Source organism: Pandoraea soli (genome assembly GCF_902459595.1).
Classification (GTDB): domain Bacteria; phylum Pseudomonadota; class Gammaproteobacteria; order Burkholderiales; family Burkholderiaceae; genus Pandoraea; species Pandoraea cepalis.
In genome coordinates, this window is the sequence record NZ_CABPSG010000014.1 from 46,163 (window position 1) to 69,344 (window position 23,182).

The following is a 23,182-nucleotide window of genomic DNA, read 5'->3' on the forward strand; positions in this document are numbered from 1 at the left end:
CGAGCGACGGCGCGTACCAAACAACAATGCCAGCGCTCTCGCGCTGGCATTTTCCGTTTCTGCGGCCGTCGAACAACGTCGACATCCGTCGACATCATAGTGACGCGTGACCCAGATTACTTGTTCGGCTGCGGCGTGAGACGCAGGTACGGACGCACGACCTTGTACCCCTTCGGGAATTTCTCCTTCAGCACGGCTTCGTCCTTGATCGACGGGACAATCACGACGTCTTCGCCATCCTTCCAGTTACCCGGCGTCGCCACCGAGTAGTTATCGGTCAGTTGCAGCGAGTCGATCACGCGCAGGATCTCGTCGAAGTTGCGCCCCGTGCTGGCCGGATACGTGATGATCAGGCGCACCTTCTTCTTCGGATCGATCACGAACAGCGAGCGAACGGTCACAGTTTCGCTGGCGTTCGGATGGATCATGTCATAGAGCTGCGACACCTTGCGATCGCCGTCGGCCAGGATCGGGAAGTTGACCGTCGTGTGCTGCGTTTCGTTGATGTCGTTGATCCAGCCTTTGTGCGACTCGGCATCGTCCACCGACAACGCAATAGCCTTTACGTTGCGCTTTTCGAACTCACCCTTGAGTTTGGCGGTCAGACCCAGTTCGGTCGTGCACACCGGCGTGTAATCGGCCGGGTGTGAGAAGAGTACCCCCCAGCTGTCGCCGAGAAATTCGTGAAACTTGATTTTGCCAACCGACGAGTCTTGCTCGAAATCGGGGGCAATGTCACCCAAACGCAATGTCATTTACAGTCTCCTTGAGATCCGTCAACTCAGTGGGGTAAAGACTAAAGGATGCTAACCTTTGCCAGAACGAATAAAAAATTTGGTGCAAATAATTATTCGAAATATAAGGCCGTTGGGACGTTGTTTTCTGGCAACGACGCATTGAACGCGTTACGATGTGACTCATATCCCTCTCGCATTTTCCTCCCAAAATCGGGTAATGACCATGTCGCAAGTACCTACCAACAAGGAGAAGTTCATGACCGATATCAAATCCGTATTGGCCGACGCCGAAGATCTGCTCAAGCAAGCTGCCAACACGACCGGTGAGCGCGCCTCCGAACTGAGCGACAAGGCCCTGGCACTGCTCAAGCAAGCCAAGGAAAAGGCCTCCGACGTGCAGGTTGTCGTCGTCGAGAAGAGCAAGCAGGCGGCGCGCGTGACCGACGACTACGTTCACGACCATCCGTGGCAAGCCGTGGGCATTGCCGCCGGCATCGGCGTGGTGATCGGCCTCCTGCTCAACCGCAAGTAAGCTACGCCGACGCAAGTCACTTCCTCGCCAACTCTGCCCAAGGCGGAGCCCGCCTGACCGGCGCGACGGGTCAGGTGGGCCGCCAAGCCCACCCCATGACCGACAATGACCGCACGACCCCGCCGCGGCCTTCGCTGCGGCGCCTCGCCGGTGCGATGCTCGAGATCGTACAGTCGCGCATCGAACTGATCGGCATCGAGTTGACCGAGGAGAAGGAACGCCTGATGGGCGTGGCTTTCCTCGGCCTGGCCGCGATGCTCTTCGGCGTGCTCGCCCTGGTGTCGCTGACTGCGCTGGTGATCGTGATTTTCTGGGACACCTACCGTCTTCAGGCCATGACCGGCATCTTCGCCGTGTATCTGGTGCTGGCGGGGTGGTGCGCCGTGCGGGCGCGCAACATTCTGCGCGATGCGCCGATGCCGTTCGAGGCCACGCTGGCCGAGTTCGAAAAGGATCGCGACGCACTGCGTCCGGACTGAAGGAGATCTGCCCGTGCCGCTCGAACCGAACCGCCCTCGCCGCCCGCGACCGTCACGACGCTCGCGCCACGATCTCCTCGCCATTCGCAAGGAGCTGGTGCTCACGCGTATCGCCGTCGAGCGCGCCGAACTGATCCAGGCCGCGCACGTGACGCGCGAGCGTCTGCGCAATTTCCGTTGGGTGCGCTACCTGTTGCCGGGCGGCCTCGCGAAGTTCTCCGGACTTGGGGGCCTCGCGAACTCCGGACTCAAACTCGGCGGTCTGCTCGAGCGCTACCCCCTGGTCAGCTCGGTGGCCTCTCTTGCGCTCACCGGTTTGTCGCATACCCCCGTCGGACGCGTTGTTCGTCGCGGTCTCAAGTGGGGCGGCCTCGGCGTGCTCGCATGGCAAGGCATCAAGCTCTGGCAGGACTCGACGAAGCCGTCGGCGCCGCAAGCCGATGAACCCAACGCGGCACGCGGCACTGCCGCGTCTGCCACGAACAGCACCCACGCCAACGCGAACGACGCCGGCATCCCCCCCGTCATGTAATTGGCACGCCCCCCCTTATGCCTCGGGACATGGCGGCAACACCACTTCTCGACGCCACGGCCGCATGACTGCATGACGGCGCGCGTTGATGGCATCAGCGCGGCGCGGCGGCGCACCGACGTGCCACGCGGGCGCGGCCATAGGCATTGATCGTGATGCAGATGCGCCGCTCATTTCCCTCGATCCGCACCGTACCCGAGAGCCATTTATCGCGATCGGCTCGCATGAAGCCGCTTTCCGCGAATGCCAGCCCTTCCGTGTAGTACAGCGCCCAGTCCGCTTCGATGTGTACTCCCGGTGGTAATGGCGCATGTCGTCCCAGCAATTGATCTCCCGCGTCGAAGCGATTGTTCCGATTCTCGTCCACGAACGTCACCCAGCCGCTGCTCAGCGCCCCGCCATCGTGCGGCGCTATCGCCACGCGCCGGTGGCGCGCCAGGGCTTCCGCTCGCGCGGCCTGCATCGACGCCAGGAATGCGCGCGCCGTGATATCCACCCCCACCCGGCGGCGAACGGCCTCGATGGAAGGCGCGACCGCCAGCAGCGCCACGGCAAGCACCGCCACCGCGACGACACACTCCAGCAACGTGACGCCCGACATCGCCCGCGGATCACGATGCATCGCAAGACTCGCGCTGGGCGCCGTGCGTGGGCTGCCCCACGGCATCGTCGTGCCACGTCACCACCTCGCGCCAACTCAATGCGCGCGACGAATACGACGAACGCGAAGTGTCCGATCCGCTGCCCCCACCGGGACGAACCTCCTGCTCGCGACGACGGACCTCATAGATCGCCTGCAGGTAGACACGCGTCCCGGGCAAGTCGCCACATCCCATCGCACTGACCCGATAGCGTCGCACCGACGCGTCGCGCTTTGCCGCGTCGTCTGTCCAATAGGCGGACAACGCGATGCGCTCGATAAAGTAGCTTGCCTTATGCCGTTTGACGACCGCTCCACTGCCCCCCCACTCGACCGTCCGCCATCGCGGCACGCGTTTTGGATACCAGACGTCGCCCCGATGGCTCGCCGCCAGCACCCCATATGGCCCGGCGTCGAACGCCGACATCCTCGCGATCTCCGCGGCCTGCGCGTCGTCGGTGAGCCAGCCGCGCGCCTCGGCAAGCGCCTTGTCGGCCGCGGCAAACGCCCCGACACGATCGTTCGTGTACGCGACGAAACGGTTCGCCAATTGACGATGCTGCATGCCGGAGGCGGCCAGCGCCATCAGGGCGGCCAACCACATCACGATGAAGACGCCAACCATTCGGCCTCCTCCCCCACGCCGCCATCGTTGCGACGATAGGCCACCGCATTGAACACATGTAAATGGACGTCGCCGGCGTTGCCCAGTCGCTTGAACTCACGACCACCGGTCGCCGCGTCGAACACTTCGATCACGCTCACTGCCCGCGGCTTGCCACCGCGACGCGGCGCCCCGCGCATCACCAACGAAAACGCGACCGCTGCCACGTTCTCCCATCCCCGCTCGCCGGCCGGCGGGCGCGCCGGTCGGTTCCGCATTCGCGTGGCCGGTGCGACCCAACGCAATCCCCCGGCCCCTCGGTCGCGCATTCCCAAGCGGATGTACATGGCCTCCACCCCGATGACCAGCACTTCCGGGCGGCGCAGATCGGTCGCCACCCCCTGACGCTCTCCGAAGCGGCAAAAAAGCGAGGGAATCGCGTCTTCCCCCTTGTCGACATAGAAGATGCTGAGTTGACGTTCGTCCAACCGCCCCGTGGCTTTCACGCGGCGCCCGCCACAGTTGTGCACAGCCCCATTGCCCGCCGAAAAGCCCGCCCCGTGAAATTGCACCTCCAGCAGCGCACTGCCCTGCCAGCCAAACCGCGAACAGTTGTCGGCCGTGAGCGCACACTCGGCACCGACACGCAGCGACGGCCAGTCTCTCACCCCTTGCCCGGGCAATCGGATCGCGCCTTCCATCGGGTCCCAGTTGCGATATCCGGCCATACCGACGGCGCGCGTGAGCTGCGTCAGCGCAAAGATGGCCCGCTCGTTGACGTCGTATCGCTCGGCCTGCACTCGCCACAAGCGAATGCCCGCGAGATAGATCGCCGTCGCCGCCATGACGACCAGCAAGCCCAGCGGCATGGCCAGTACCACCTCGAGCAACGTGAAACCGGCCATGCGACGTTTGCGCCAACCATCGCCCGAATCGCGGCGCGGCGCGCTCATGGTTGACCGAGCACGAGCCAGGCATCGCCCGCCGCTGGGGCGCGCGACTGTGCCGCCCCCCGCGCAGGCAAGGCCATCATCGTCACGCTCGGCGTCGATGCGAGTTCGGCGGACGACATCCCCCCGGCGGCCTGCCATCGCGCAAAGCCCTGCGCACCGGCCGTCAGCGCCAGCACGGCAAACATGACGTCGAGCAATGTCGCGCCCCGTGCCAACACCCTGCGCCGCACACCGCACTGCGGCGGCACCGTGGCACGGGGGGGCCGCGGCCACCGCCGCCGGCTTCGGCCCGCGTCGAGCGGCGGCATACCGTGATCTCGTCCCGAGCGCGTTCGTGCGCGATGGGTCAGCGCATCGCGAAGCGTATGCCGGTTGGTAAAGCGCATGGGGTGTCGGCGATCCTGTCTCATGGTTCGATACCTCGTCTCGTTGATGACGCGTCCATCGTCGCGCACGGTCGACAACACGCCAATCGGACACCGCCGCAAAACCCGCCCCGTCATGCGCCACCTCACTTCTCATACGCAACGCATCGCCCCCCATCACGCAAACGCCCATAAAAAAACGGCGACCGAAGTCGCCGTCTGCTGGCGTGTCGTACTGACGGGACTCGACGCCGCTTCATCGCCTCGTCGCCGCCCCCCCGGCAACCTTATCCCTTCAACTCATCGACAAGTGCGACATACGCTTCCTGCGCTTCTTCTTTCGACTTGCCCTTGAGCATCTCCCAAGCGTCGAACTTGGCACGCCCGACGAAATCCGTGATGCCGGGACGCGCACCGGACACGTCGCCTTCTGTGCCTTGTTTGAAGAGCGCATAGATCCGCAGCAATGTGAAATTGTCGGGGCGCTCGGGTAGCGCCTTGGATTGGGCTACGGCCTCGTCGAAGCGGGCTTGAAGATCGCTCATGGTGTCTCTCCCTGGAAAAACAGTCAGCTTATAAGTGACCCGCGCGTCGCGGCGGCAACGTCATGCAAACGCTCGCGTCGACGCTCGGGGTGTTGCGAATACAACGCGAACTAGGATATCGACGAAGCGGTATGCCAGGTAGGGGCGAGCGTAGAACCCAGCGTCTAAACCTCTCGGGAACTGAGCTTGTTCACCGCGAAATACGATGCCCAAACGTAAAACGCCCGGCGTATTGCCGGGCGTCTCGATCGTCAAGCCTTGCACTGTCGCGAGACATTTGCGCGGCTCATACCGCGCGCCTGCCTCGCGACACGATCACGATGCGGGTGCCGCCGGTGCCGATGCCGCCCCCGCGTTGGCTGGCGCCGTGTGCTCTTCCCAACCGCCGCCGAGCGCCTTGTACAGCGTAACGAGGTTGGTCCAGCGCGACAGGCGCGTAGCGATCAGTGTCTGCTGCGCCGAATACAGCGAGCGTTGCGAGACGAGCGCGTTCAGGTAACTGTCCACGCCGTTGCGATACCGCAGGTCCGAGAGTTTGTAGCTCTCGTCGCTCGCTTTGACGAGCGACTCCTGCGCGGCGATCTGATCGTCGAGCGTGCCGCGTGCGGCCAGCCCGTCGGACACTTCGCGGAACGCCGTCTGAATCGCCTTCTCGTAGTTGGCGATCTCGATGCGCTTTTTCACCTTGGCCAGATCGAGGTTGGCCAGGTTCTGCCCACCCGCGAAAATCGGCAACGTGATGGTCGGTGCGAACGACCATGCGCCCTGCCCGCCCTTGAACAGATTACCCAGCGACGCGCTCGCCGTCCCCGCACTCGCCGTGAGCGAGATCGACGGGAAGAACGCGGCACGCGCCGCGCCGATGTTCGCGTTGGCGCCCTTGAGCGTGTGCTCGGCCGCCGTCACGTCAGGGCGACGCAGCAGCAAATCGGACGGCAGCCCCGCGGGGAGATCGGTGAGCAGGCCTTGCCCGTCGAGCGGACGCCCCGGCGGTAAATCCGCCGGTAACGGCTGACCGATGAGCAGCGCGAGCGCGTTCTCGTCCTGCGCGACCTGGCGCGTGTACTGCGCCAGATTCGCCCGTGCTGCATCGACCGGCGTTTGCGCCTGACGCAGATCGAGCCCCGAGGCCGTCCCCACGTCGAAGCTGCGCTTGGTCAGCTGATACGACGACTCCTGGCTCTTGAGCGTGTCGGCCGTCAGTTTGAGCAGATCCTGATCGGCCAACCAGGTGAGGTAGGCCGTCGCCACTTCCGAGATCAGCGTGATGTGGGCCGTCTTGGCCGTGTCCTCGCTGGCCAGATACGTCTCCAATGCCTGATCCTTCAGGCTCTGGATACGACCGAACAGATCGAGTTCGTACGACGTAAAGCCCACGCCCACCTGGTAGCTGCGGCTGATGCTGGCCCGCCCGGAGGACGTCAGGTCCCCCGGCGTGCGCTGGACCGACCCCTGTCCCGCCACGCCCACCGAGGGCAGCAACGCGGAGCGCTGGATCTGATACTGCGCACGCGCGGCTTCCACGTTGAGCATCGAGACGCGCAGATCGCGGTTGTTCTGCAGCGCGATCTCGATCAACTTCTGCAGGCGGGGATCGGTAAAGAAATCGCGCCAGCCCAGATCGGCCGCCGCCACGCTATTGCTGCCCGCGGTGCCGTTCTGGTTGGCCGCCCCCGGCGTCTTGTAGGCCGGGCCACTGGGGAACGTCGTGGCGACCGGCGCCTCGGGCCGCTCATAATGCGGCGCCAGGGTACAGCCTGCCAGGGACGCTGCCGCCAAGGCAATCGACAATGCTTTGTGCTTCATAGCTCAGTTTCCTTCCTTGGCGGGGCCTTCGGTGGCGTCCGGGTTCGGCTTGCGCGCTTCCGGATGCTCCACGGTGTCCAGGTCTTCATGTGCGAAGCGCTTGCGCACCAGCACGAAGAACACCGGCACGTAGTAGATCGCAAGGAACGTCGCCGCCAGCATACCGCCGATCACGCCCGTCCCGATCGCGTGCTGAGATGCCGAGCCCGCGCCGTTGGAGATCGCCAGCGGCAACACGCCGAGCACGAACGCCATCGACGTCATCAGGATCGGTCGCAGACGCAGACGCACCGCCTCCATTGTCGCTTCCATCAGGGTGCGGCCCTGCTCCTGGAGGTCCTTGGCGAATTCCACGATCAGAATCGCGTTCTTCGCCGACAGCCCCACCGTGGTCAGCAGACCCACCTGGAAGTATACGTCGTTGGACAACCCGCGCAGGGTCGCGGCGAGCAGCGCCCCCAACACACCCAACGGCACCACCAGAATCACCGAGAACGGGATCGACCAGCTTTCGTACAACGCCGCCAGACACAGGAACACGATCAGGATGGAGATGGCGTAGAGCGCCGGTGCCTGCGAGCCGGAAATGCGCTCTTCGAACGACAGCCCCGTCCACTCCAGACCGATGCCCGACGGGAGCTGCTTCGCGATTTCCTCGATCGCCTTCATGGCGTCGCCCGACGACTTGCCCGGTGCCGGCATGCCCTGAATTTCCACGGCAGGCACCCCGTTGTAACGCTCCAGACGCGGCGAGCCATAAACCCACTGCCCCGTGGCGAAGGCCGAGAACGGCACCATGGTCCCGCTCGAGTTACGCACGTAAAGCTTGTTGATGTCCTGCGGCAGCATGCGATCCTTCGCTTCCGCCATCACGTACACCTTCTTCACGCGACCGCGATCGATAAAGTCGTTCACGTACGACGAGCCCCACGACGCCGAGAGCGTGTTGTACACGTCGGCAATCGACAACCCCAGCGCCGCGGCCTTTTCTTCGTCGACGTCCACCTTGTACTGCGGCGTATCGTCGAGTCCGTTCGGACGCATGTTCGCGAGGTTCGGGTTCTTCGCCGCCATCCCGAGCAACTGGTTACGAGCGGCCATGAGCGCGTCGTGGCCGAGACCCGCGCGATCCTGCAACTCGAAGTCGATACCGCCCGCGTTACCGAGTTCCGGCACCGACGGCGGGTTGATCGCGAAGACCATCGCGTCCTTCATGCCGGCGAACGCCCGATACGCCCGTGCGATCACCGACTGCACCTTGAGATCGGCCGACTGACGCTCATCCCACGGCTTCATCATCGTGAACGCGAGACCCACGTTCTGACCGCGGCCGTTGAAGCCGAAGCCCGTCACCGTGAAGATCGAACGCACGGCGTCCTTTTCATTCTCCAGATAGTGCTTCTCGACCTGCTTCATCACGTCGAGCGTACGCTCCTGCGTCGCGCCCGGCGGCAATTGCACGAGGTTGAAGAAGTAACCCTGGTCTTCGTCCGGCAAGAACGCGGTCGGCATGCGCACGAACAGGAAGCCCACGACGGCCACGATCACCACGTAGACGATCAGGAACGGCGTGCTGCGCTTGAGAATGCGCTCCACCTGGCTCTGGTACTTTTTCGAGCCGCTGTCGAAGGTGCGGTTGAACCAGCCGAAGAAGCCGCGTTTCTCATGCACTTCGCCCTTCTTGATGGGCTTGAGAATCGTGGCGCACATCGCCGGCGTGAGCACGATGGCCACGAGCACCGACAGTGCCATGGCCGCCACGATGGTCAGCGAGAACTGGCGATAGATGGCGCCGGTCGAGCCGCCGAAGAACGCCATCGGCACGAACACCGCGGAGAGCACGAGCGCCACCCCCACCAGCGCACCGACGATCTGGCCCATGGCCTTCTTCGTCGCTTCCTTCGGACTCAGCCCCTCTTCGGACATCACCCGCTCGACGTTTTCCACCACCACGATCGCATCGTCCACCAACAAACCGATGGCGAGCACCAGCCCGAACATCGACAGCGTGTTGATGGAGAAACCCGCCGCGCCCATGATGCCGAACGTACCGAGCAACACCACCGGCACGGCAATCGTCGGAATGATCGTCGCCCGCAAGTTCTGCAGGAACAGATACATCACGAGGAACACGAGCACGATACCTTCGATGAGGGTCTTGATCACTTCTTCGATCGAGATCTTCACGAACGGCGTGGTGTCGTACGGGAAGTCGGCCTTCATGCCCGTCGGGAAATACTGCGCGAGGTCAGCCACCTTCTGCTTGACGGCCGTGGCCGTTTGCAGCGCGTTGGCGCCCGTGGCCAGCGTGACCGCGAGACCCGCCGCCGGCTTGCCGTTATAGCGAGCGACCACCTGGTACGATTCGCCGCCCAGCTCCACGCGGGCGACATCGCCCAGACGCACTTGCGAGCCGTCCTTGTTGACCTTGAGCAGAATCTTGCGGAACTGCTCCGGCGTCTGCAAGCGGCTCTGCGCCATCACCGTGGCGTTGAGCTGCTGCCCCTTCACCGCCGGCGCGCCGCCCAGCTCCCCCGCCGAGACCTGCACGTTTTGCGCCTGAATGGCGCTCGAGACGTCGAGGATCGTCAGGTTGTAGCCGTTGAGCTTCTGCGGATCGACCCACACACGCATGGCGTACTGCGCACCGAAGAGCTGGACCTGACCGACGCCGTTCACACGGCTGATCGGATCCTGCACGTTGGCGGCGAGATAGTTCGCGAGGTCGATGTCGGTCAGTTTGCCGTCGTCGGAATACGCGCCGATCACCAGCAGGAAGTTCTTGGTCGCCTTGGCGACCTTGATCCCCTGCTGCTGCACCTGCTGCGGAAGCAGCGGCGTGGCGAGCTGCAGCTTGTTCTGCACCTGCACCTGCGCGATGTCCGGATTCGTGCCTTGCGCGAAGGTCAGCGTGATCTGAGCGGTACCCGAACCGTCGGAGGTCGACGACATGTACTCGAGGTTGTCGATACCGTTCATCTGCTGCTCGATCACCTGCGTGACCGTATCCTGCACCGTCTGTGCGGAAGCGCCCGGATAGACGGCGGTGATCTGAACGGACGGCGGGGCGATCGGCGGGTACTGCGAAACCGGCAGCTTCAGGATCGAAAGCGCACCGGCCAGCATGATGACGATCGCGATCACCCAAGCAAAGATCGGGCGATCGATAAAAAACTTTGCCATGAAAGAGGCTCCGCGTTATTGAGCTTTGGCGCCCGAGGCGGGGGCGGCAGCGGCCGCTGCCGGTGCGCTGGCACCTGCAGGCGCCTCAGCCCCCGGCAACTGCGCCGGAACCGCCTTCGCCGGCGCGCCCGGGCGCACCTTTTGAAGACCCGACACGATCACCTGATCGCCGGCGGCCAGACCCGCACTCACCAGCCACATGTTGCCGATCGCGCGATCGGTGACAAGCTGACGCAACTCGACCTTGCCTTCCTTGTTCACGATCAGCGCTGTCGGCTGGCCCTTCTGATCACGCGTGACCCCCTGCTGCGGCACGAGCAGACCGCCTTCCTTCACGCCTTCCTGGAGCTTCGCGTGCACGAACATGCCGGGCAACAACTCGCGGTTCGGGTTCGGGAAGATGGCACGCACGGTCACCGAGCCGGTCGTCTGATCGACGGTAATGTCGGAGAACTGCAGCTTGCCTTCGAGCGGGTACGTCGTGCCGTCTTCCAGGGTCAGTTCCACCTTGGCGGCGTTCTTGCCCGCGCTTTGCAGCTTGCCCTCGGCCAGCGCACGACGCAGGCGCAACCCTTGCGCCGCCGATTGCGTCACGTTTACATACATCGGATCGATCTGCTGAACGGTCGTCATCAGCGTGGCGGCCCCTGCCTGCACGTAGGCGCCTTCCGTGACCTGCGACAACCCCGTGCGGCCCGAAATCGGCGCCGGCACGTCGGTATAGCCGAGGTTGATCTTCGCCGTGTCGACGGCCGCCTTGCCGGCCTGCACTTCGGCGTCGGCTTGCAGCGATGCGGCAACAGCGTTGTCGTAGTCCTGCTTGGACACCGCCTCGACGGCCACGAGTTGCTTGTAGCGATCGGCCAGCAGTTTCGTCGACGCCTGATTCGCCACGGCCTTGGCCAGTGTTGCCTTGGCGTTTTCATACGCGGCCTGATACGTGGCCGGATCGATCTTGTACAGACGCTGGCCTGCCTTGACGTCACCGCCTTCGGTGAAATCGCGCTTGAGCACGATGCCGTCGACGCGCGCGCGAACATCGGCCACGCGGAAGGGCGAGGTGCGTCCGGGCAGGTCGGTCGTCAGCGTTACGTTCTGGGATTGCAGTGTCACGACGCCGACTTCCGGCACCATGGCCCGCTGCGGCGGCGGCTTCTTGCCGCACGCTGCCAAGGCCAACACCGCGAGTGCGACGGCAGTGACCATCCCCAGTGAACTTCTCTTGACGTGCATATACGCCCCCGATAAATGGAATGCGGTCAAACAAAATGACAAGTACGTTGCGTACGATTGCGGCGGCAAAGGCCCGTCCGCAATCCCGTCGCGCAGAGGCGGGTCGGAAGTGCCTGAGGCCCGGAATGCGGGCCCTCGGAGACAGGCCCGGAAGGCGGCCAGGAAGTCGTCCCCGGCGCGGCGAACATCGCCCACGCTGGCACTCATGTGAGATCGTCGAACAGGCTCCGGGCCCCCCGGCAGGTGAGCAGGCGAATCCCGCCCTAAACCGCCCGGCGCGCCCCGGTCAATTCGCTCCCTGGGATCAGTGAGGTGTTTCCCTTAGACGAAGGAGCTTAAATGTTCCCTGTGCAATAGAGCAAGCGGCTGCTATTATAGATACATTCATGAATGTATGTAAATCATATTGCGTCGCATCAATGTGCGGCGCTCGTTACGTTTCATTCCACTGCATTTCGCAAATTTCCGCCGCCCCTGTGACACGACGATGGCCCGCAGAACCAAAGAGGAAGCGATCGAGACCCGCAATCTGTTGCTAGACACCGCCGAGACGGTGTTTGCGCAGAAAGGGGTATCGCGTACGTCGCTCGCCGACATCGCCGAGGCCGCCGGCCTGACCCGCGGCGCCATTTATTGGCACTTCAAGAACAAGATCGATCTGTTCAACGCCATGACGGATCGCATCCGTCTGCCGATGGAACGCATGATCGACGAGGAATGCACGGAGCCGCAGGACGGCGACCCGATGGCGCGCATGCACGAGATCTGCAAGCTCGTGCTCAGGGAGACGGCGCGTAACGAGCGCCGTCGTCGCGTGCTCGACATTCTGTTTCATAAGTGCGAATACACGAACGAGATGCTGTCGGTACTTGAACGTCAGCGCGAAGCGTGCGCCGACGGCAAGCAGCGCATCATGCGAGACATGGAACGCGCGATCGAGCGCGGTCAACTGCCCAAGGCGCTTGACACGCGCCGCGCGGCGATCATGTTGCACGCACTCGTAGTCGGCATGATGTCGGATTGGCTCTTTCTGCCCGACTACGACCTCGGCGTGGAGTGCGATGCCGTGGTCGACGGCTTCTTCGACATGCTGCGCACGAGCCCCGCAATGCTGCGTTCCGGCAGCGAACCGCCGCAGACGGCGCCCTGAGCGCCCACCTGATCCACGCCTGAGTTCCCCCGGGGCTCCCACCCGACGGCCCCACCCGCGCGCCGCCTGCCCCCCCCCCGCCTGGGTGTCGCCCAAGCGCCGTGATACGACGTATACCTGTACAGCGTCGCAGCGTTATATATAATCCTACATAACGTGTTGCGCGCCCTGCGCAACCGGTAGTCCGGCCTCGCTGCCCGACTGCGTCCATGAGCCAGCTCAAGGGCGACGTTCGCCGCATTCCGAGTCAGCCGAGCCACCCACGCTGGAGACCACGTTCGTGAAAGCTGTCGTTACCCTCGTTACCGTTCTGATCGCTCGCCTCAAGTCCCACGCTCCGCAGAAGCCCCGCACGATGCTGCACCGCGCACTCGGCGTCGCCACCGTCGGCGCCAGTCTGTTGTTTGCCGGCCACGCGGTGGCCCAGCAAGTGTTCGCGGCGGCCAGCATGAAAGACGCGCTCGACGATCTGTCGGCCATCTACACGAAGGAAACCGGCAGGAAGCCGGTGCTGGTCTACGGCGCCAGTTCGACGCTGGCCCGTCAAATCGAAAAAGGCGCGCCGGCCGACGTATTCATCTCCGCCGACCAGGATTGGATGGACTACCTGCAAAAGCGCGATCTGATCGACACGAGCACGCGTCGCAATCTGCTCGGCAATGCGCTGGTGTTGATCGCACCGGCCACGACCACGGGCAACGTCGATCTGACGCCGGGCGCCGCCGACCTCGACGCCAAGCTCGGCAGCGGCAAGCTCGCGATGGGCGACCCCGCGCACGTGCCGGCGGGTCTCTACGGCAAGGCCGCGCTCGAAAAGCTCGGCCTCTGGTCGAAGGTGCAAGGCAAGGTCGCGGCCGCCGACAACGTGCGTAACGCGCTGTTGCTGGTCGCACGTGGCGAAGCGCCCTACGGCATCGTCTACAAGACCGACGCCAACGCCGAGAAGCGCGTGCGCATCGCCGGTACGTTCCCGGCCGACAGCCATGCCCCGATCGTCTACCCGGTGGCGGTGACGAAGCAGGCCAACCGCGCCGACGCGGATCCGTTCTACCGATTCCTGCAAACGCCGGCCGCCCAGGCCACGTTCCAGCGCTTCGGCTTCACCCGCCCGTGAATTCGCCCGCCCGTCACTCATGAGTCTCACCGCGGAAGAATGGGGCATCGTTGAACTGAGCCTGCGCGTCGGCCTGTGGGGCACCCTGTGCAGCCTGCCCCTCGCCTACGCGGCGGCCTGGCTGCTCGCACGCCGGCAGTTCCCAGGCAAGGCGCTGCTCGATGCCCTGCTGCATTTGCCGCTCGTACTGCCGCCCGTGGTCGTCGGCTTCGCACTGCTTGTGCTGTTCGGCACACAGGGCGCCATCGGCAAACTGCTGCACGAGTGGTTCCACTTCACCTTCGCGTTTCGCTGGACAGGCGCGGCGCTGGCCGCCGGCGTGATGGGATTTCCGCTGCTCGTGCGCGCCATCCGACAAGCGCTCGACGCGGCCGACACGAAACTCGAACAAGCGGCACAGACGCTTGGCGCAGGCCCTTGGCTCACCTTTCTGACGGTGACCTTGCCGCTCACCGCGACCGGCGCACTGCACGGGTTCGTGCTTGCGTTCGCACGCGCGCTGGGCGAGTTCGGCGCAACGATCACGTTCGTCTCGAACATCCCGGGACAGACGCAGACGCTGCCGCTGGCGATCTACACGGCCACGCAGGTGCCCGACGGCGACGCCATGGTCTGGCGCCTGTGCGCTATCTCGGTCGTGCTGGCGCTCGCCACACTGATTGTCTCCGAAGTGCTGATCCGCTTCGGCCACCGCAAGGCGCTCGGTCATGACGGTTGAAGTGCGACTCCAGCATCGCTTCGGCGATTTCTCGCTCGATGCCGAGTTCGCCGCGGGCATGGGCGTGACGGCGCTGTTCGGGCCATCGGGCAGCGGCAAGAGCACGGTCGTCAACGCCGTGTCCGGCCTGCTCAAGCCCGATGCCGGTCGCATCGTCGTCGGCAACGACGTATGGTTCGACAGCGGCGCAGATGTCGCGCTGCCGACATGGCGCCGCCGCATCGGCTACGTGTTTCAGGACGCACGCCTGTTGCCGCATCTGACCGTGCGTCAGAACCTGCTGTTCGGCCGCTGGATGCGACGCCGCGATGTCGCCGCCGCCGGTACCGGTGCGATTGCGCTCGCGCACGTGGTCGACGTGCTGGATCTGGGGCACCTGCTGGCCCGTCGCCCTGGCGCGCTCTCCGGTGGCGAGAAGCAGCGTGTGGGGATTGGCCGTGCGCTGTTGTCGTGCCCGCGCCTGCTGCTCATGGACGAGCCACTCGCCTCGCTCGACCACGCGCGGCGACTCGAAGTGCTCGACTACCTCAATCGCATCCGTCACGAGTTGGCGCTGCCAGTGCTCTACGTCACCCATTCGCTCGACGAAGTGATGCGACTTGCCGATCAGGTCGTGTTGTTCAAGGACGGCCGGACGATCTCGCAAGGGGCGCCGGCCGACGTGCTCAATGTGCATCGCGATGCGCTCGACGGCACCGTCGAGTCGCCGGGCACCGTGCTGGAGACGCGCATCGTAGCGCACGACGCGCGCTACGGTCTGACCGAGCTCGCCGTGAACGGCAACGACACAGTTCGGCTTCGTGTTCCGCGCGCCAGCGGCGAGGCGGGCGACGCCTGCCGGATTCTCGTGCGTGAGCGCGACGTTGCCATCGCGACGTCGCCGCCGGTGGATATCAGCGTGCTGAACGTGCTTGCCGCACGCGTGGCGACGCTGCGCGATCTGGGCGACTCGGTGGAAGTCGGCGCCACACTGCTCGGCGACAAGGCCGGGACCGTGCTGCGCGCTCGCATCACACGCTTCTCCGCCGATCAACTGCAACTGGTGCCGGGCCGCGAGGCGTACCTGCTCATCAAATCGGTCGCCCTGACACGCTGATACGCCGATACGCTCAATCCTGGCAATGACGCGGCGTGGTCGTCACCCCACAATGGCACAAGGCGTCGCCACGTACATTCGGGGCGACGCCTTGTCGGGTTGTCGTGCTACGCCAGTTGGCTTACTGGGTCTTGCCCATCGCGTCGCCCTTCGACATGGCATCGTGCTTGCCCATCGCGTCGCCCTTGGACATCTTCCCGCTCTTGTCCATGTCTTTGCTCATGGCGTCGCCCTTGCTCATGGCGTCGCCCTTGCTCATCGCGCCGCCTTTGCTCATCGCATCGCCTTTGGACATCGCGCCGCCTTTGGACATCGCATCGCCTTTGGACATCGCGTCGCCCTTGCCCATCGCGTCCTGCGCGAATGCCGCACCGGTGCCGAGTGCCAGTCCCATCGTCATGACCGCCAGATATCGCATTTTCATTGCCGTAGTCCTCAAAGAGTGAGTGAGCCTTGCCGGAGCATCACGCAAGTGCCCCGTCAATCATGCAGTCGAGCGGTTGCGTCAACTGCCGCCGAACCAGTTGTAGCCCTGGTCCTCCCAATACCCGCCCGGATACGTGTTGGTCACGAAAATCGCGCGGATATGCTTGGGATTCTTGTAGCCGAGCTTCGTGGGAATCCGCAGCTTCATCGGAAAGCCATATTCCCTGGGTAGCGTCTGGCCGTCATAGGTCAGCGCGAGCAGCGTCTGCGGATGCAGCGCCGTCGGCATATCGATGCTCGTGTAGTAGTCGTCGGCGCATTTGAAGCCGACGTAGCGTGCCGTAGTGTCCGCGCCGATCCGACGCAGAAAGTCGGCGAACGTCACCCCGCCCCAGCGGCCAATGGCGCTCCAGCCTTCCACGCACACGTGACGCGTGATTTGCTCGGCCGCACGCGGGGCGGCGAAACGGCGCAACGCGTCAAGCGGCCAAGGGGCCTTGTCCGCAATGAGGCCGGACAACTCCAGTTGGTAATCGCTTTCCTCGACGACGGGCGCTTCGTCCATCGAATAGAACGCGTTGAAGGGAAACGGTCGCGTGATGCGCGACGCCGGGAACGTTGGCGCCAACACATTCTGACGAAACAAGGCGGCCTGCACACGATCGTTCCATCGCGAGATCGTGTCGAGCGCCGACGAGACGCCCGCGTTGTCGTCCAGCGAACAGCCCGAGAGCAGCGCCACGCCACCGAGCGACAGCGTACGCGTCAGAAACGCGCGGCGCGAGGGCTCGGCCACGCGGCGCGTCATCAACGCACGCGCCTCATGGAGAATCGCTTCACCGTCGCGCACGACCGGTGCGTCGGCAGGCAGGTGGCTGGGCTTTCGATCGAGGGTCATGGCAGCTCCGTGTCTTGTCGTCGGCGCACTTCAGCGTCCGGTAATCATCGTGCGCAATGTGCGCGGCACCAGCGCGACCATCACGACATGAATCGCGACGAATGCCACCAAGCCCGCCATCGCGAGAAAATGCACCCAGCGCGCCCCCTGGAATCCGCCGAACAGCGCGCACAGCCAGCCGAGCTGTACGGGCTTCCAGATCGCGAGTCCCGACGCCACGAGCAGCACGAGGTCGAGCACCGCGAACAGATACGCGATACGCTGAACCTGGTTGTATTGATGGGGATCGTCGTGGGCGAGTCGGCCACGCAGTGCGGCGAACGCGTCGCGCACCACACCGCGCAACGTCAACGGAAAGAAACGGCGCGACAGGCGTCCGCTCGAAACATTGACGAGCAGATAGACGAGCCCGTTGGCCGCCAGCAGCCACATCGCGGCAAAATGCCACCTCAGCGCACCGCCCAGCCAGCCGCCCAGCGTGAGTTCGTTGGGAAAGCGAAAGCCGAAGATCGGCGACGCGTTGTAGATCCGCCAACCGCTCGTGACCATCGCTAGGACCGCCAGCGCGTTCAGCCAATGGGTGACGCGCAGCCAGCCCGGCTGGACCGGACCGGATCGCACGGGGGGCTGCGCGGCGGGCGGCACGGACTTCGTCAAGGGTGACATGGAGACCTCCATCGCTGGGTTTGCGTCGATGGAGCCAGTGTCACTTCAAGACGGTGACGAAGTCCTCACGGAAAAATAACGTTTTCGTGATACTCGGCGAGTCCGGGCATCAAGGGCGATGCGACGGTACCGATTCGGTCTCCGGGTCATCCGCCGTGCCGCTTCTGAGATATGCGTCGAACGTCGGCACGTGGGCGTCGAGCAGCAGACGGATCTCATTGATGAGCGTGTCGTAGTGCGCCGCGAGGTTCTGCGCGAACGGCGTGAGCTGCGCGCCGCCCCCGGCCACACCGCCAATATGTCGGGTGACGAGAGGCTCCCGGAATTCGTGATTCATCGCTTCGACGAGTAGCCACGCACGCCGGTACGACATGCCCATGCGGCGCGCGGCGGCCGAAATCGACCCCGTCGCTTCGATGGCCCGCAGCAACGTCAGACGCCCGGGCCCGAACACCGGCGTGTCGCCATCACGCACGCGCACGCGCACGTCGTAGCCCGCCTCGCCGGCCGGCACCGGCACCCTCGCCGCGGCTTCCAGTGCCTCCAGCGCCGCGGCCGTCGCCCTCCGTCTGGGCGCGTGCGAGCCCCCGGCGGGCGCGGCGTCCACATTGCCTCGACGACGCTCAACTGGCATGGCTGCCCCACAGGAAGACGACGACCAGAATGAGCGCCGCCACGGCCCACGGCCACCAGCGTGCGAGCCTGCCGCGCGTGGCCGGCATATCGCGCAGCGCGGCATCGGTTGCGAGTGCGGCCGCCACTTCGCCGTCGGCGGCAATCGGGGGATAAGTTGCGGCATGCGGGGCAATGGCCGCCGTCAGCCGTGCAAGGCATTCGTCGACGAGCTTGCGGGCGGCCGCCTGCGCCTGGGGCGTGTCCAGATGCGCGGACTCGGCGCCCAAGTGCGCCGTGAGGTCATACGTCAGTAAGGTGTGCATCGGTCCTTGCGCTTGCAACGTGATGGTCGCCCTGCCTCGTGTGTGTCCGGCAGCAGAGCCCAGTGCGTCGACATTCAATGTGTAGGACGTCGGCGCCATCACGTCCGTCACCGTGATCCGCCCCGACCAGCGACCGCCCAGCGGCCCTGGCGCAACCGTCACGACGATCGTCCACGTCGTGTCGTCGAGCCGCTCGATCGACTCGCAGCCTGGAATGCACCCGCGCAAGATGCCCGGATCGTTCAACGCGATCCACGCGAGGTCTCGCGCCACCGGCAATTGCCGTCTGTCATGTAGCTCCATTGCCCCTCCCCAAAACATGATGCGGTCGCTCGTCGGTCACGCGGCGTCATCTCGACCTGCGAACTATTGTGACACGAGTTCCCCGCGCCAGATCACCGCCGCGACCGCTCGCCCGCGGTTCGCAACGCGCTGCACAAGGCTTCGCCAGGTCACGGAAAGGGAAGGCGAAGCGCAATATCCCATGGGATACAGCGCAAGCCAAGGCGCGCTATACTCGGCGCATCACATCGAGCGGTGACATGACGGCGGCCCATGCCTTGGCCGATGCCCTACCGCTCGCGTATTGACCAAGGAACCGTGGGATGGACAGTGTCGATCTGGAAGTGCTGAAGTCCGCCGTACAGTGGACCCGCGCGGGCTTTTTCGTCACGCTGGGCACGGTGGTGCGCACGTGGGGCTCCGCCCCACGTCCGGTGGGCTCGATGCTCGCGATTCGGGAGGATGGCCATTTGGTCGGCTCCGTGTCGGGCGGTTGCGTCGAGGACGACCTGATCGCCCGGCTGCGCGATGGCGACTGGCCGCAGGATCGCCCACAACTCACCAGCTACGGCGTGACGGCCGAGGAAGCGCATCGCTTCGGACTGCCCTGCGGCGGCACGTTGCAACTGGTGCTGGAGCCGGTGCGCGACGCCTCGCGCATTCCGGAACTGCTCGACGCCATCTCGCGATTCCGCCTCGTCGTGCGCGAACTCGACATGACCTCCGGTGCGGTGCGCATCGCCCCCGGGCACCATACCCCGCCGCTCGAATTCGACGGCGTGCGCCTCATCACCTCGCACGGCCCGCGCCATCGGCTCGTGGTGATCGGTGCCGGGCAGCTCTCGAAGTACGTTGCGAGCATGGCGTGCGCGCTCGACTATCACGTGATCGTTTGCGACCCGCGCAGCGAATACGCAGACGAATGGCACGTGGCCGGCACCGAACTTTCTCGCGAGATGCCGGACGACCTGATCGTGCAGCGTCAACTCGACTCGCACAGCGCTGTTCTTACGCTCACGCACGACCCGAAGCTCGACGACATGGCATTGCTCGAAGCGCTCAAGTCGCCGGCGTTCTACATCGGCGCCATCGGCTCGCGGGTGAACCACGCGCGACGCCGCGAACGACTGTCGCTGTTCGATCTGAGTTCGGCGGAAATCGAACGGCTGCACGGGCCGGTCGGCATGCATCTGGGGGCGCGCACGCCGGCCGAGATCGCCGTGGCCATTCTCGCCGAGATGACGGCGATCAAGAACGGCATCGCCGTCAAACAAACGTTCGCCGTGCGCGCGACCGACGAGTCCATCGTGGACAACGCCTCGGTGTGCCGCGGCATGGTTTGACCGTCGACGCGTGCCCCGCGCTGACCGCCCGTTCCCACTTTCCCTTGAACAAAAAAACGCCGCCTTTCGGCGGCGCAACTCGCTCACTCGTTGCTACGGAGTACTACCTGGGTTACCTCGTCATCCGTGGCGCGTTACCCGGCACGACCGATCGGCACATCAGTCATGCGGCCACAGAAACGTTACCGCTGCATGCCCCTTCGCCGGCACCTTCACATCCTTCGTCATCGGCTTGCCGTCGTAGGTCGCCTTCACGGTGTAACTGCCTTGCGGCAGCTTCACCAGCATGAACGGCCCTTTCGAGCGTGCGTCGAGTACCGTCTTGCTACCACGCATGATCTGCACCTGGGCGTCGGCGATGTACTCGTTCGCGCCGTCGCCGCGAGCCGCCATCTCGATGGACAGCGGCCAGTGAGACGCTTCGCGCTTGAAGGCCCCCGATTGATCGCTGTCGATACCGCCCGAGACGTAGGTCACGTCGCCCTGCTGCATCGACGGCGGCAGCGTGGCGCCCTGCGCATGCGCGACCGATATGCCAAGCCCTCCGACCAATGCTGCGGCCGTCGCGGCTGCCATTGTCCAGCGTTGCCATTGTTGCCCCATGTTCGACCTCCCGTTCATGACATCACGATGCAGGATCGCACCGGTGGCACGGCAGCCATGAAGCCATCGCTGCCGAGCACCGGCACACAAGGTAGTGCGTGGCATCCCGCGAGTGTCTCGCCCGACGCTTAGCCGAGATCGACCGGGATGAAAATCTGTTGCCCGTCGCGTTGTACGAGCAACGCGACATTATTGCCCGCTTTCTTGAGCTTATCGCTCAGTTGCGAGGCGCTCGTCACCGGCGTGCCGTTGAGCGACAGAATGATATCGCCCGCCTGCACACCCGCCTGCTCAGCCGGTCCGCCGACACGGGCCACCAGCAAACCGTGCGTGACCTGTGCCGCGCGCTTCTCGTCCGGAGAGAGGTCGCGTACCGCGAGCCCCAGCCGACCGTGCGTGGCCGAGTCGTCGGTGCTCGCGACGTCCTTCTTCTCGCTCAACGCCGCCACCGTCACGCTTACGTCCTGCTTCGCACCATTGCGCCAGACAGTCAGCGTCGCCTTCTCGCCGGGACGCATATCGGCGATCTTCTCCGGCAACTGCACCGAGTCCTCGATGGTCGTGCCGTTGACCGCCAGAATGACGTCGCCCGGCTTCAGGTCCGACTTCGCGGCGGGGCCGTTCTTGTCGATGGACGACACCAGGGCCCCCTCGGGCTTGGGCAAGCCGAACGACTTCGCCAGCGACTGGTTCACTTCCTGAATCGTTACGCCGATGCGGCCACGGCTCACCTTGCCAAACTGCTGGAGCTGCGCCTTGACCTTCATCGCCATGTCGATCGGAATCGCGAACGACAGTCCCTGGAAGCCGCCAGTACGCGAATAGATCATCGAGTTGATGCCAATGACTTCGCCGTTCAGATTGAACAGCGGGCCGCCCGAGTTGCCCGGGTTGACCGGCACGTCCGTCTGAATGAACGGCGTGTAGTTCTCGTCCGGCAACGCACGCGCCTTTGCCGACACGATGCCCGCCGTCACGGTGTTGTCGAAGCCGTACGGCGACCCGATGGCCACCACCCACTCACCGGCTTTCGATTTCGACGGATCGCCGATCTTCACCGTCGGCAGGTTCGTGGCGGCAATCTTGAGCAAAGCCACGTCGCTCGCCTTGTCGCTGCCCACGACCTTCGCCTTGAATTCACGCTTGTCGGTGAGCTTCACCGTGACCTGACTCGCGTCGTCCACGACGTGCGCGTTGGTCAGGATGTAGCCGTCCGCGCTGACGATGAAGCCCGAACCGAGACTGCGCGTCGGTGCGCTGCCACCATCGCCACTGCCGTCGCCGCCGTCGTTGCCCGGCGCGCCGTAAAAATGACGGAAGAACTGGAACAGCGGATCGTTCTGATCCATGCCCGGCGGCATCGGCATCGCCGTGGCGCCGCCCCCCGCCGAAGGTTTCCCATCGTGCGTCACACTAATGTTGACTACGGCCGGTCCGTATTGTTCCGCCAGTTGCGAGAAGTCCGGCACGAGCATGCGTGGCGCGGTATTCGGGGTGTTCGGTGCATTGGCGGCTGGCGTCGCCGGGTTGGCCGCATTGGCGTCGGCGACCATCTCCGAGGCGAGCGGCGCCTGCCAGTGCTGACGTCCGGCAACATAGCCGCCCGTCAACGCGACGAGCACAGCGCTGGCAACCAGCGTACGAGTGAGCTTCGAGGTCCGCATGAGTCTCTCCTGACTGACACCACGTTTGACATGACTGTGATGGTAGAGAGGCTCCCTTAAGGCAACCTTAAGACGATCTGAAAAGTGACCCATCGGCTGCCAACGGACGATGCACTGAGTGCTATGCGTTACGGCAGCAAGCGTTTGGAGGGACAACTCGCGTGGTTCGCCTTGCGCATGATGCGTTCCGCTGGCTACGGTGGCGAAGTGGCGCGATCCCGCGCCGCGAGTCTTCGTCTACAGGAGAATCATGATGCCTACGATCGACACGCCGCTTTATCGCCGGTCCGTGCATGGCCGCGCCGCTCGCTGGATGGGATGCGCCGGGGCTACGTTGTGCCTCGCGTTCGCGGCTTCCGTGCACGCCGCGCCCGGCGGCCATGGCGATGGGATGGGAACACAAGGCCCGGCCGATTCGATGCCGAACGCGATGACCCTGCCGAGCCAGACCAGCGCGTGCACACCGGATGCGCCGGCCGATCAGGCCATCGTCGGCAAGTCGCTCAGCGAAGCCAAATCGATGCTACAGGGTTGCCCGTGGCGCATCGGCATGCAGGATGGCAGAGCCATGCCAACGACGCGCGACTATCGCCCGGATCGCCGCACGCTCACGATCGACAATGACAAGGTCACGAGCGTGACACGGGGGTGAGGGCCAGCGACATCGCGTGAGAC

General features: G+C 64.6%; 25 protein-coding genes. 9 read left to right on the top strand and 16 right to left on the bottom strand.

The annotated features are described in order from the left end of the window. Positions 1-116: 116 nt before the first annotated feature. On the bottom strand, positions 117-755 hold the full coding sequence (locus PSO31014_RS19290) for a peroxiredoxin (RefSeq protein WP_130026658.1): 639 nt from the start codon (positions 753-755) through the stop codon (positions 117-119). Between the two features lie 205 nt (positions 756-960). Between PSO31014_RS19290 and PSO31014_RS19295 the strand changes: the two genes are divergently transcribed. The 3 genes from PSO31014_RS19295 (at position 961) to PSO31014_RS19305 (ending at position 2,280) form a co-directional block, all read left to right on the top strand. Further along, entirely contained in the window at positions 961-1,269 is a 309-nt protein-coding gene (locus PSO31014_RS19295) for an ElaB/YgaM/YqjD family protein (RefSeq protein WP_026131540.1), read from the top strand. A 95-nt stretch (positions 1,270-1,364) separates the two neighbouring features. Beyond that, complete coding sequence (locus PSO31014_RS19300; RefSeq protein ID WP_150553089.1) at positions 1,365-1,748, top strand: phage holin family protein; 384 nt, start codon at positions 1,365-1,367, stop codon at positions 1,746-1,748. Between the two features lie 13 nt (positions 1,749-1,761). Further along, positions 1,762-2,280: a DUF3318 domain-containing protein gene (locus PSO31014_RS19305; RefSeq protein WP_174976586.1), complete on the top strand. Its 519-nt coding sequence runs from the start codon at positions 1,762-1,764 to the stop codon at positions 2,278-2,280. A gap of 94 nt (positions 2,281-2,374) precedes the next feature. Here PSO31014_RS19305 and PSO31014_RS19310 read toward each other — a convergent pair whose 3' ends face one another. From PSO31014_RS19310 to PSO31014_RS19340, 8 genes are all read right to left on the bottom strand, one after another. Then, the gene (locus tag PSO31014_RS19310) at positions 2,375-2,902 is read right to left on the bottom strand and encodes a GspH/FimT family protein (RefSeq protein WP_174976587.1); all 528 of its coding nucleotides are present in this window, start codon (positions 2,900-2,902) and stop codon (positions 2,375-2,377) included. Continuing rightward, positions 2,892-3,545: a pilus assembly protein gene (locus tag PSO31014_RS19315; protein ID WP_150553092.1), complete on the bottom strand. Its 654-nt coding sequence runs from the start codon at positions 3,543-3,545 to the stop codon at positions 2,892-2,894. Before PSO31014_RS19315 ends, PSO31014_RS19310 begins: the two co-directional genes overlap by 11 nt. Then, entirely contained in the window at positions 3,524-4,477 is a 954-nt protein-coding gene (locus PSO31014_RS19320) for a PilW family protein (protein ID WP_174976588.1), read from the bottom strand. Before PSO31014_RS19320 ends, PSO31014_RS19315 begins: the two co-directional genes overlap by 22 nt. Then, the gene (locus tag PSO31014_RS22470; protein WP_174976589.1) at positions 4,474-4,863 is read right to left on the bottom strand and encodes a hypothetical protein; all 390 of its coding nucleotides are present in this window, start codon (positions 4,861-4,863) and stop codon (positions 4,474-4,476) included. The genes PSO31014_RS19320 and PSO31014_RS22470 overlap by 4 nt, the downstream gene beginning before the upstream one ends. A 266-nt stretch (positions 4,864-5,129) precedes the next feature. Further along, a complete protein-coding gene (locus PSO31014_RS19325; RefSeq protein ID WP_150553094.1) occupies positions 5,130-5,387 on the bottom strand; it encodes an acyl-CoA-binding protein in 258 nt (85 codons plus the stop codon). Positions 5,388-5,702: 315 nt separating this feature from the next. Further along, positions 5,703-7,193 carry an AdeC/AdeK/OprM family multidrug efflux complex outer membrane factor gene (gene adeC / locus PSO31014_RS19330; protein WP_150553095.1) on the bottom strand — a complete coding sequence of 497 codons (1,491 nt, stop codon included), beginning with the start codon at positions 7,191-7,193 and terminating at the stop codon, positions 5,703-5,705. A 3-nt stretch (positions 7,194-7,196) separates the two neighbouring features. Beyond that, the gene (locus tag PSO31014_RS19335; protein ID WP_150553096.1) at positions 7,197-10,376 is read right to left on the bottom strand and encodes an efflux RND transporter permease subunit; all 3,180 of its coding nucleotides are present in this window, start codon (positions 10,374-10,376) and stop codon (positions 7,197-7,199) included. A 15-nt stretch (positions 10,377-10,391) separates the two neighbouring features. Then, positions 10,392-11,609, bottom strand: a complete 1,218-nt coding sequence (locus tag PSO31014_RS19340) for an efflux RND transporter periplasmic adaptor subunit (RefSeq protein WP_150553097.1) — start codon at positions 11,607-11,609, stop codon at positions 10,392-10,394. 487 nt (positions 11,610-12,096) lie between these two features. On the opposite strand from PSO31014_RS19340, the gene PSO31014_RS19345 reads away from it, so the two are divergent. The 4 genes from PSO31014_RS19345 to modC all read left to right on the top strand — a co-directional run bounded on the left by PSO31014_RS19345 (position 12,097) and on the right by modC (position 15,687). Beyond that, positions 12,097-12,759 (top strand): TetR family transcriptional regulator, encoded by a 663-nt coding sequence (locus tag PSO31014_RS19345; RefSeq protein WP_150553098.1) that lies wholly within the window; start codon positions 12,097-12,099, stop codon positions 12,757-12,759. 280 nt (positions 12,760-13,039) lie between these two features. Then, on the top strand, positions 13,040-13,873 hold the full coding sequence (modA, locus tag PSO31014_RS19350) for a molybdate ABC transporter substrate-binding protein (RefSeq protein ID WP_246176870.1): 834 nt from the start codon (positions 13,040-13,042) through the stop codon (positions 13,871-13,873). Between the two features lie 19 nt (positions 13,874-13,892). Further along, positions 13,893-14,591: a molybdate ABC transporter permease subunit gene (gene modB, locus PSO31014_RS19355; RefSeq protein WP_150553099.1), complete on the top strand. Its 699-nt coding sequence runs from the start codon at positions 13,893-13,895 to the stop codon at positions 14,589-14,591. After that, positions 14,581-15,687, top strand: a complete 1,107-nt coding sequence (gene modC, locus PSO31014_RS19360; RefSeq protein ID WP_150553100.1) for a molybdenum ABC transporter ATP-binding protein — start codon at positions 14,581-14,583, stop codon at positions 15,685-15,687. Before modB ends, modC begins: the two co-directional genes overlap by 11 nt. Positions 15,688-15,808: 121 nt before the next feature. Here the strand turns inward: modC and PSO31014_RS19365 are convergent, their stop codons facing one another. The 5 genes from PSO31014_RS19365 to PSO31014_RS19385 form a co-directional block, all read right to left on the bottom strand. Beyond that, on the bottom strand, positions 15,809-16,111 hold the full coding sequence (locus PSO31014_RS19365) for a hypothetical protein (protein ID WP_150553101.1): 303 nt from the start codon (positions 16,109-16,111) through the stop codon (positions 15,809-15,811). Between the two features lie 81 nt (positions 16,112-16,192). Next, the gene (locus tag PSO31014_RS19370) at positions 16,193-16,921 is read right to left on the bottom strand and encodes a molybdopterin-dependent oxidoreductase (RefSeq protein WP_369751542.1); all 729 of its coding nucleotides are present in this window, start codon (positions 16,919-16,921) and stop codon (positions 16,193-16,195) included. Positions 16,922-17,041: 120 nt separating this feature from the next. Then, a complete protein-coding gene (locus tag PSO31014_RS19375) occupies positions 17,042-17,677 on the bottom strand; it encodes a cytochrome b/b6 domain-containing protein (RefSeq protein ID WP_150553102.1) in 636 nt (211 codons plus the stop codon). A 109-nt stretch (positions 17,678-17,786) separates the two neighbouring features. After that, positions 17,787-18,311: a winged helix-turn-helix domain-containing protein gene (locus PSO31014_RS19380; RefSeq protein WP_150553103.1), complete on the bottom strand. Its 525-nt coding sequence runs from the start codon at positions 18,309-18,311 to the stop codon at positions 17,787-17,789. Next, positions 18,301-18,918: an SRPBCC family protein gene (locus PSO31014_RS19385; RefSeq protein WP_174976590.1), complete on the bottom strand. Its 618-nt coding sequence runs from the start codon at positions 18,916-18,918 to the stop codon at positions 18,301-18,303. Before PSO31014_RS19385 ends, PSO31014_RS19380 begins: the two co-directional genes overlap by 11 nt. 302 nt (positions 18,919-19,220) lie before the next feature. Between PSO31014_RS19385 and PSO31014_RS19390 the strand changes: the two genes are divergently transcribed. After that, positions 19,221-20,240, top strand: coding sequence for an XdhC family protein (locus PSO31014_RS19390; RefSeq protein ID WP_150553105.1), 1,020 nt, complete (start codon positions 19,221-19,223; stop codon positions 20,238-20,240). Between the two features lie 159 nt (positions 20,241-20,399). On the opposite strand, the gene PSO31014_RS19395 is transcribed toward PSO31014_RS19390, so the two are convergent. Then, positions 20,400-20,843, bottom strand: coding sequence for a carboxypeptidase regulatory-like domain-containing protein (locus PSO31014_RS19395; protein WP_150553106.1), 444 nt, complete (start codon positions 20,841-20,843; stop codon positions 20,400-20,402). 128 nt (positions 20,844-20,971) lie between these two features. Continuing rightward, entirely contained in the window at positions 20,972-22,507 is a 1,536-nt protein-coding gene (locus tag PSO31014_RS19400; protein WP_150553107.1) for a DegQ family serine endoprotease, read from the bottom strand. A gap of 250 nt (positions 22,508-22,757) precedes the next feature. Between PSO31014_RS19400 and PSO31014_RS19405 the strand changes: the two genes are divergently transcribed. Continuing rightward, entirely contained in the window at positions 22,758-23,159 is a 402-nt protein-coding gene (locus PSO31014_RS19405) for a hypothetical protein (protein ID WP_150553108.1), read from the top strand. The last annotated feature ends 23 nt before the right edge of the window (positions 23,160-23,182 follow it).

Bases quoted from the DNA above. Each gene is read 5' to 3' on its own strand.
- PSO31014_RS19290 (WP_130026658.1), bottom strand. From the start codon at position 755: ATGACATTGCGTTTGGGTGACATTGCCCCCGATTTCGAGCAAGACTCG.
- PSO31014_RS19295 (WP_026131540.1), top strand. From the start codon at position 961: ATGTCGCAAGTACCTACCAACAAGGAGAAGTTCATGACCGATATCAAA.
- PSO31014_RS19300 (WP_150553089.1), top strand. From the start codon at position 1,365: ATGACCGACAATGACCGCACGACCCCGCCGCGGCCTTCGCTGCGGCGC.
- PSO31014_RS19310 (WP_174976587.1), bottom strand. From the start codon at position 2,902: ATGCATCGTGATCCGCGGGCGATGTCGGGCGTCACGTTGCTGGAGTGT.
- PSO31014_RS19315 (WP_150553092.1), bottom strand. From the start codon at position 3,545: ATGGTTGGCGTCTTCATCGTGATGTGGTTGGCCGCCCTGATGGCGCTG.
- PSO31014_RS19320 (WP_174976588.1), bottom strand. From the start codon at position 4,477: ATGAGCGCGCCGCGCCGCGATTCGGGCGATGGTTGGCGCAAACGTCGC.
- PSO31014_RS22470 (WP_174976589.1), bottom strand. From the start codon at position 4,863: ATGCGCTTTACCAACCGGCATACGCTTCGCGATGCGCTGACCCATCGC.
- PSO31014_RS19325 (WP_150553094.1), bottom strand. From the start codon at position 5,387: ATGAGCGATCTTCAAGCCCGCTTCGACGAGGCCGTAGCCCAATCCAAG.
- adeC (WP_150553095.1), bottom strand. From the start codon at position 7,193: ATGAAGCACAAAGCATTGTCGATTGCCTTGGCGGCAGCGTCCCTGGCA.
- PSO31014_RS19335 (WP_150553096.1), bottom strand. From the start codon at position 10,376: ATGGCAAAGTTTTTTATCGATCGCCCGATCTTTGCTTGGGTGATCGCG.
- PSO31014_RS19340 (WP_150553097.1), bottom strand. From the start codon at position 11,609: ATGCACGTCAAGAGAAGTTCACTGGGGATGGTCACTGCCGTCGCACTC.
- PSO31014_RS19345 (WP_150553098.1), top strand. From the start codon at position 12,097: ATGGCCCGCAGAACCAAAGAGGAAGCGATCGAGACCCGCAATCTGTTG.
- modB (WP_150553099.1), top strand. From the start codon at position 13,893: ATGAGTCTCACCGCGGAAGAATGGGGCATCGTTGAACTGAGCCTGCGC.
- modC (WP_150553100.1), top strand. From the start codon at position 14,581: ATGACGGTTGAAGTGCGACTCCAGCATCGCTTCGGCGATTTCTCGCTC.
- PSO31014_RS19365 (WP_150553101.1), bottom strand. From the start codon at position 16,111: ATGAAAATGCGATATCTGGCGGTCATGACGATGGGACTGGCACTCGGC.
- PSO31014_RS19370 (WP_369751542.1), bottom strand. From the start codon at position 16,921: ATGACGCGCCGCGTGGCCGAGCCCTCGCGCCGCGCGTTTCTGACGCGT.
- PSO31014_RS19375 (WP_150553102.1), bottom strand. From the start codon at position 17,677: ATGTCACCCTTGACGAAGTCCGTGCCGCCCGCCGCGCAGCCCCCCGTG.
- PSO31014_RS19380 (WP_150553103.1), bottom strand. From the start codon at position 18,311: ATGCCAGTTGAGCGTCGTCGAGGCAATGTGGACGCCGCGCCCGCCGGG.
- PSO31014_RS19385 (WP_174976590.1), bottom strand. From the start codon at position 18,918: ATGGAGCTACATGACAGACGGCAATTGCCGGTGGCGCGAGACCTCGCG.
- PSO31014_RS19390 (WP_150553105.1), top strand. From the start codon at position 19,221: ATGGACAGTGTCGATCTGGAAGTGCTGAAGTCCGCCGTACAGTGGACC.
- PSO31014_RS19395 (WP_150553106.1), bottom strand. From the start codon at position 20,843: ATGGGGCAACAATGGCAACGCTGGACAATGGCAGCCGCGACGGCCGCA.
- PSO31014_RS19400 (WP_150553107.1), bottom strand. From the start codon at position 22,507: ATGCGGACCTCGAAGCTCACTCGTACGCTGGTTGCCAGCGCTGTGCTC.
- PSO31014_RS19405 (WP_150553108.1), top strand. From the start codon at position 22,758: ATGATGCCTACGATCGACACGCCGCTTTATCGCCGGTCCGTGCATGGC.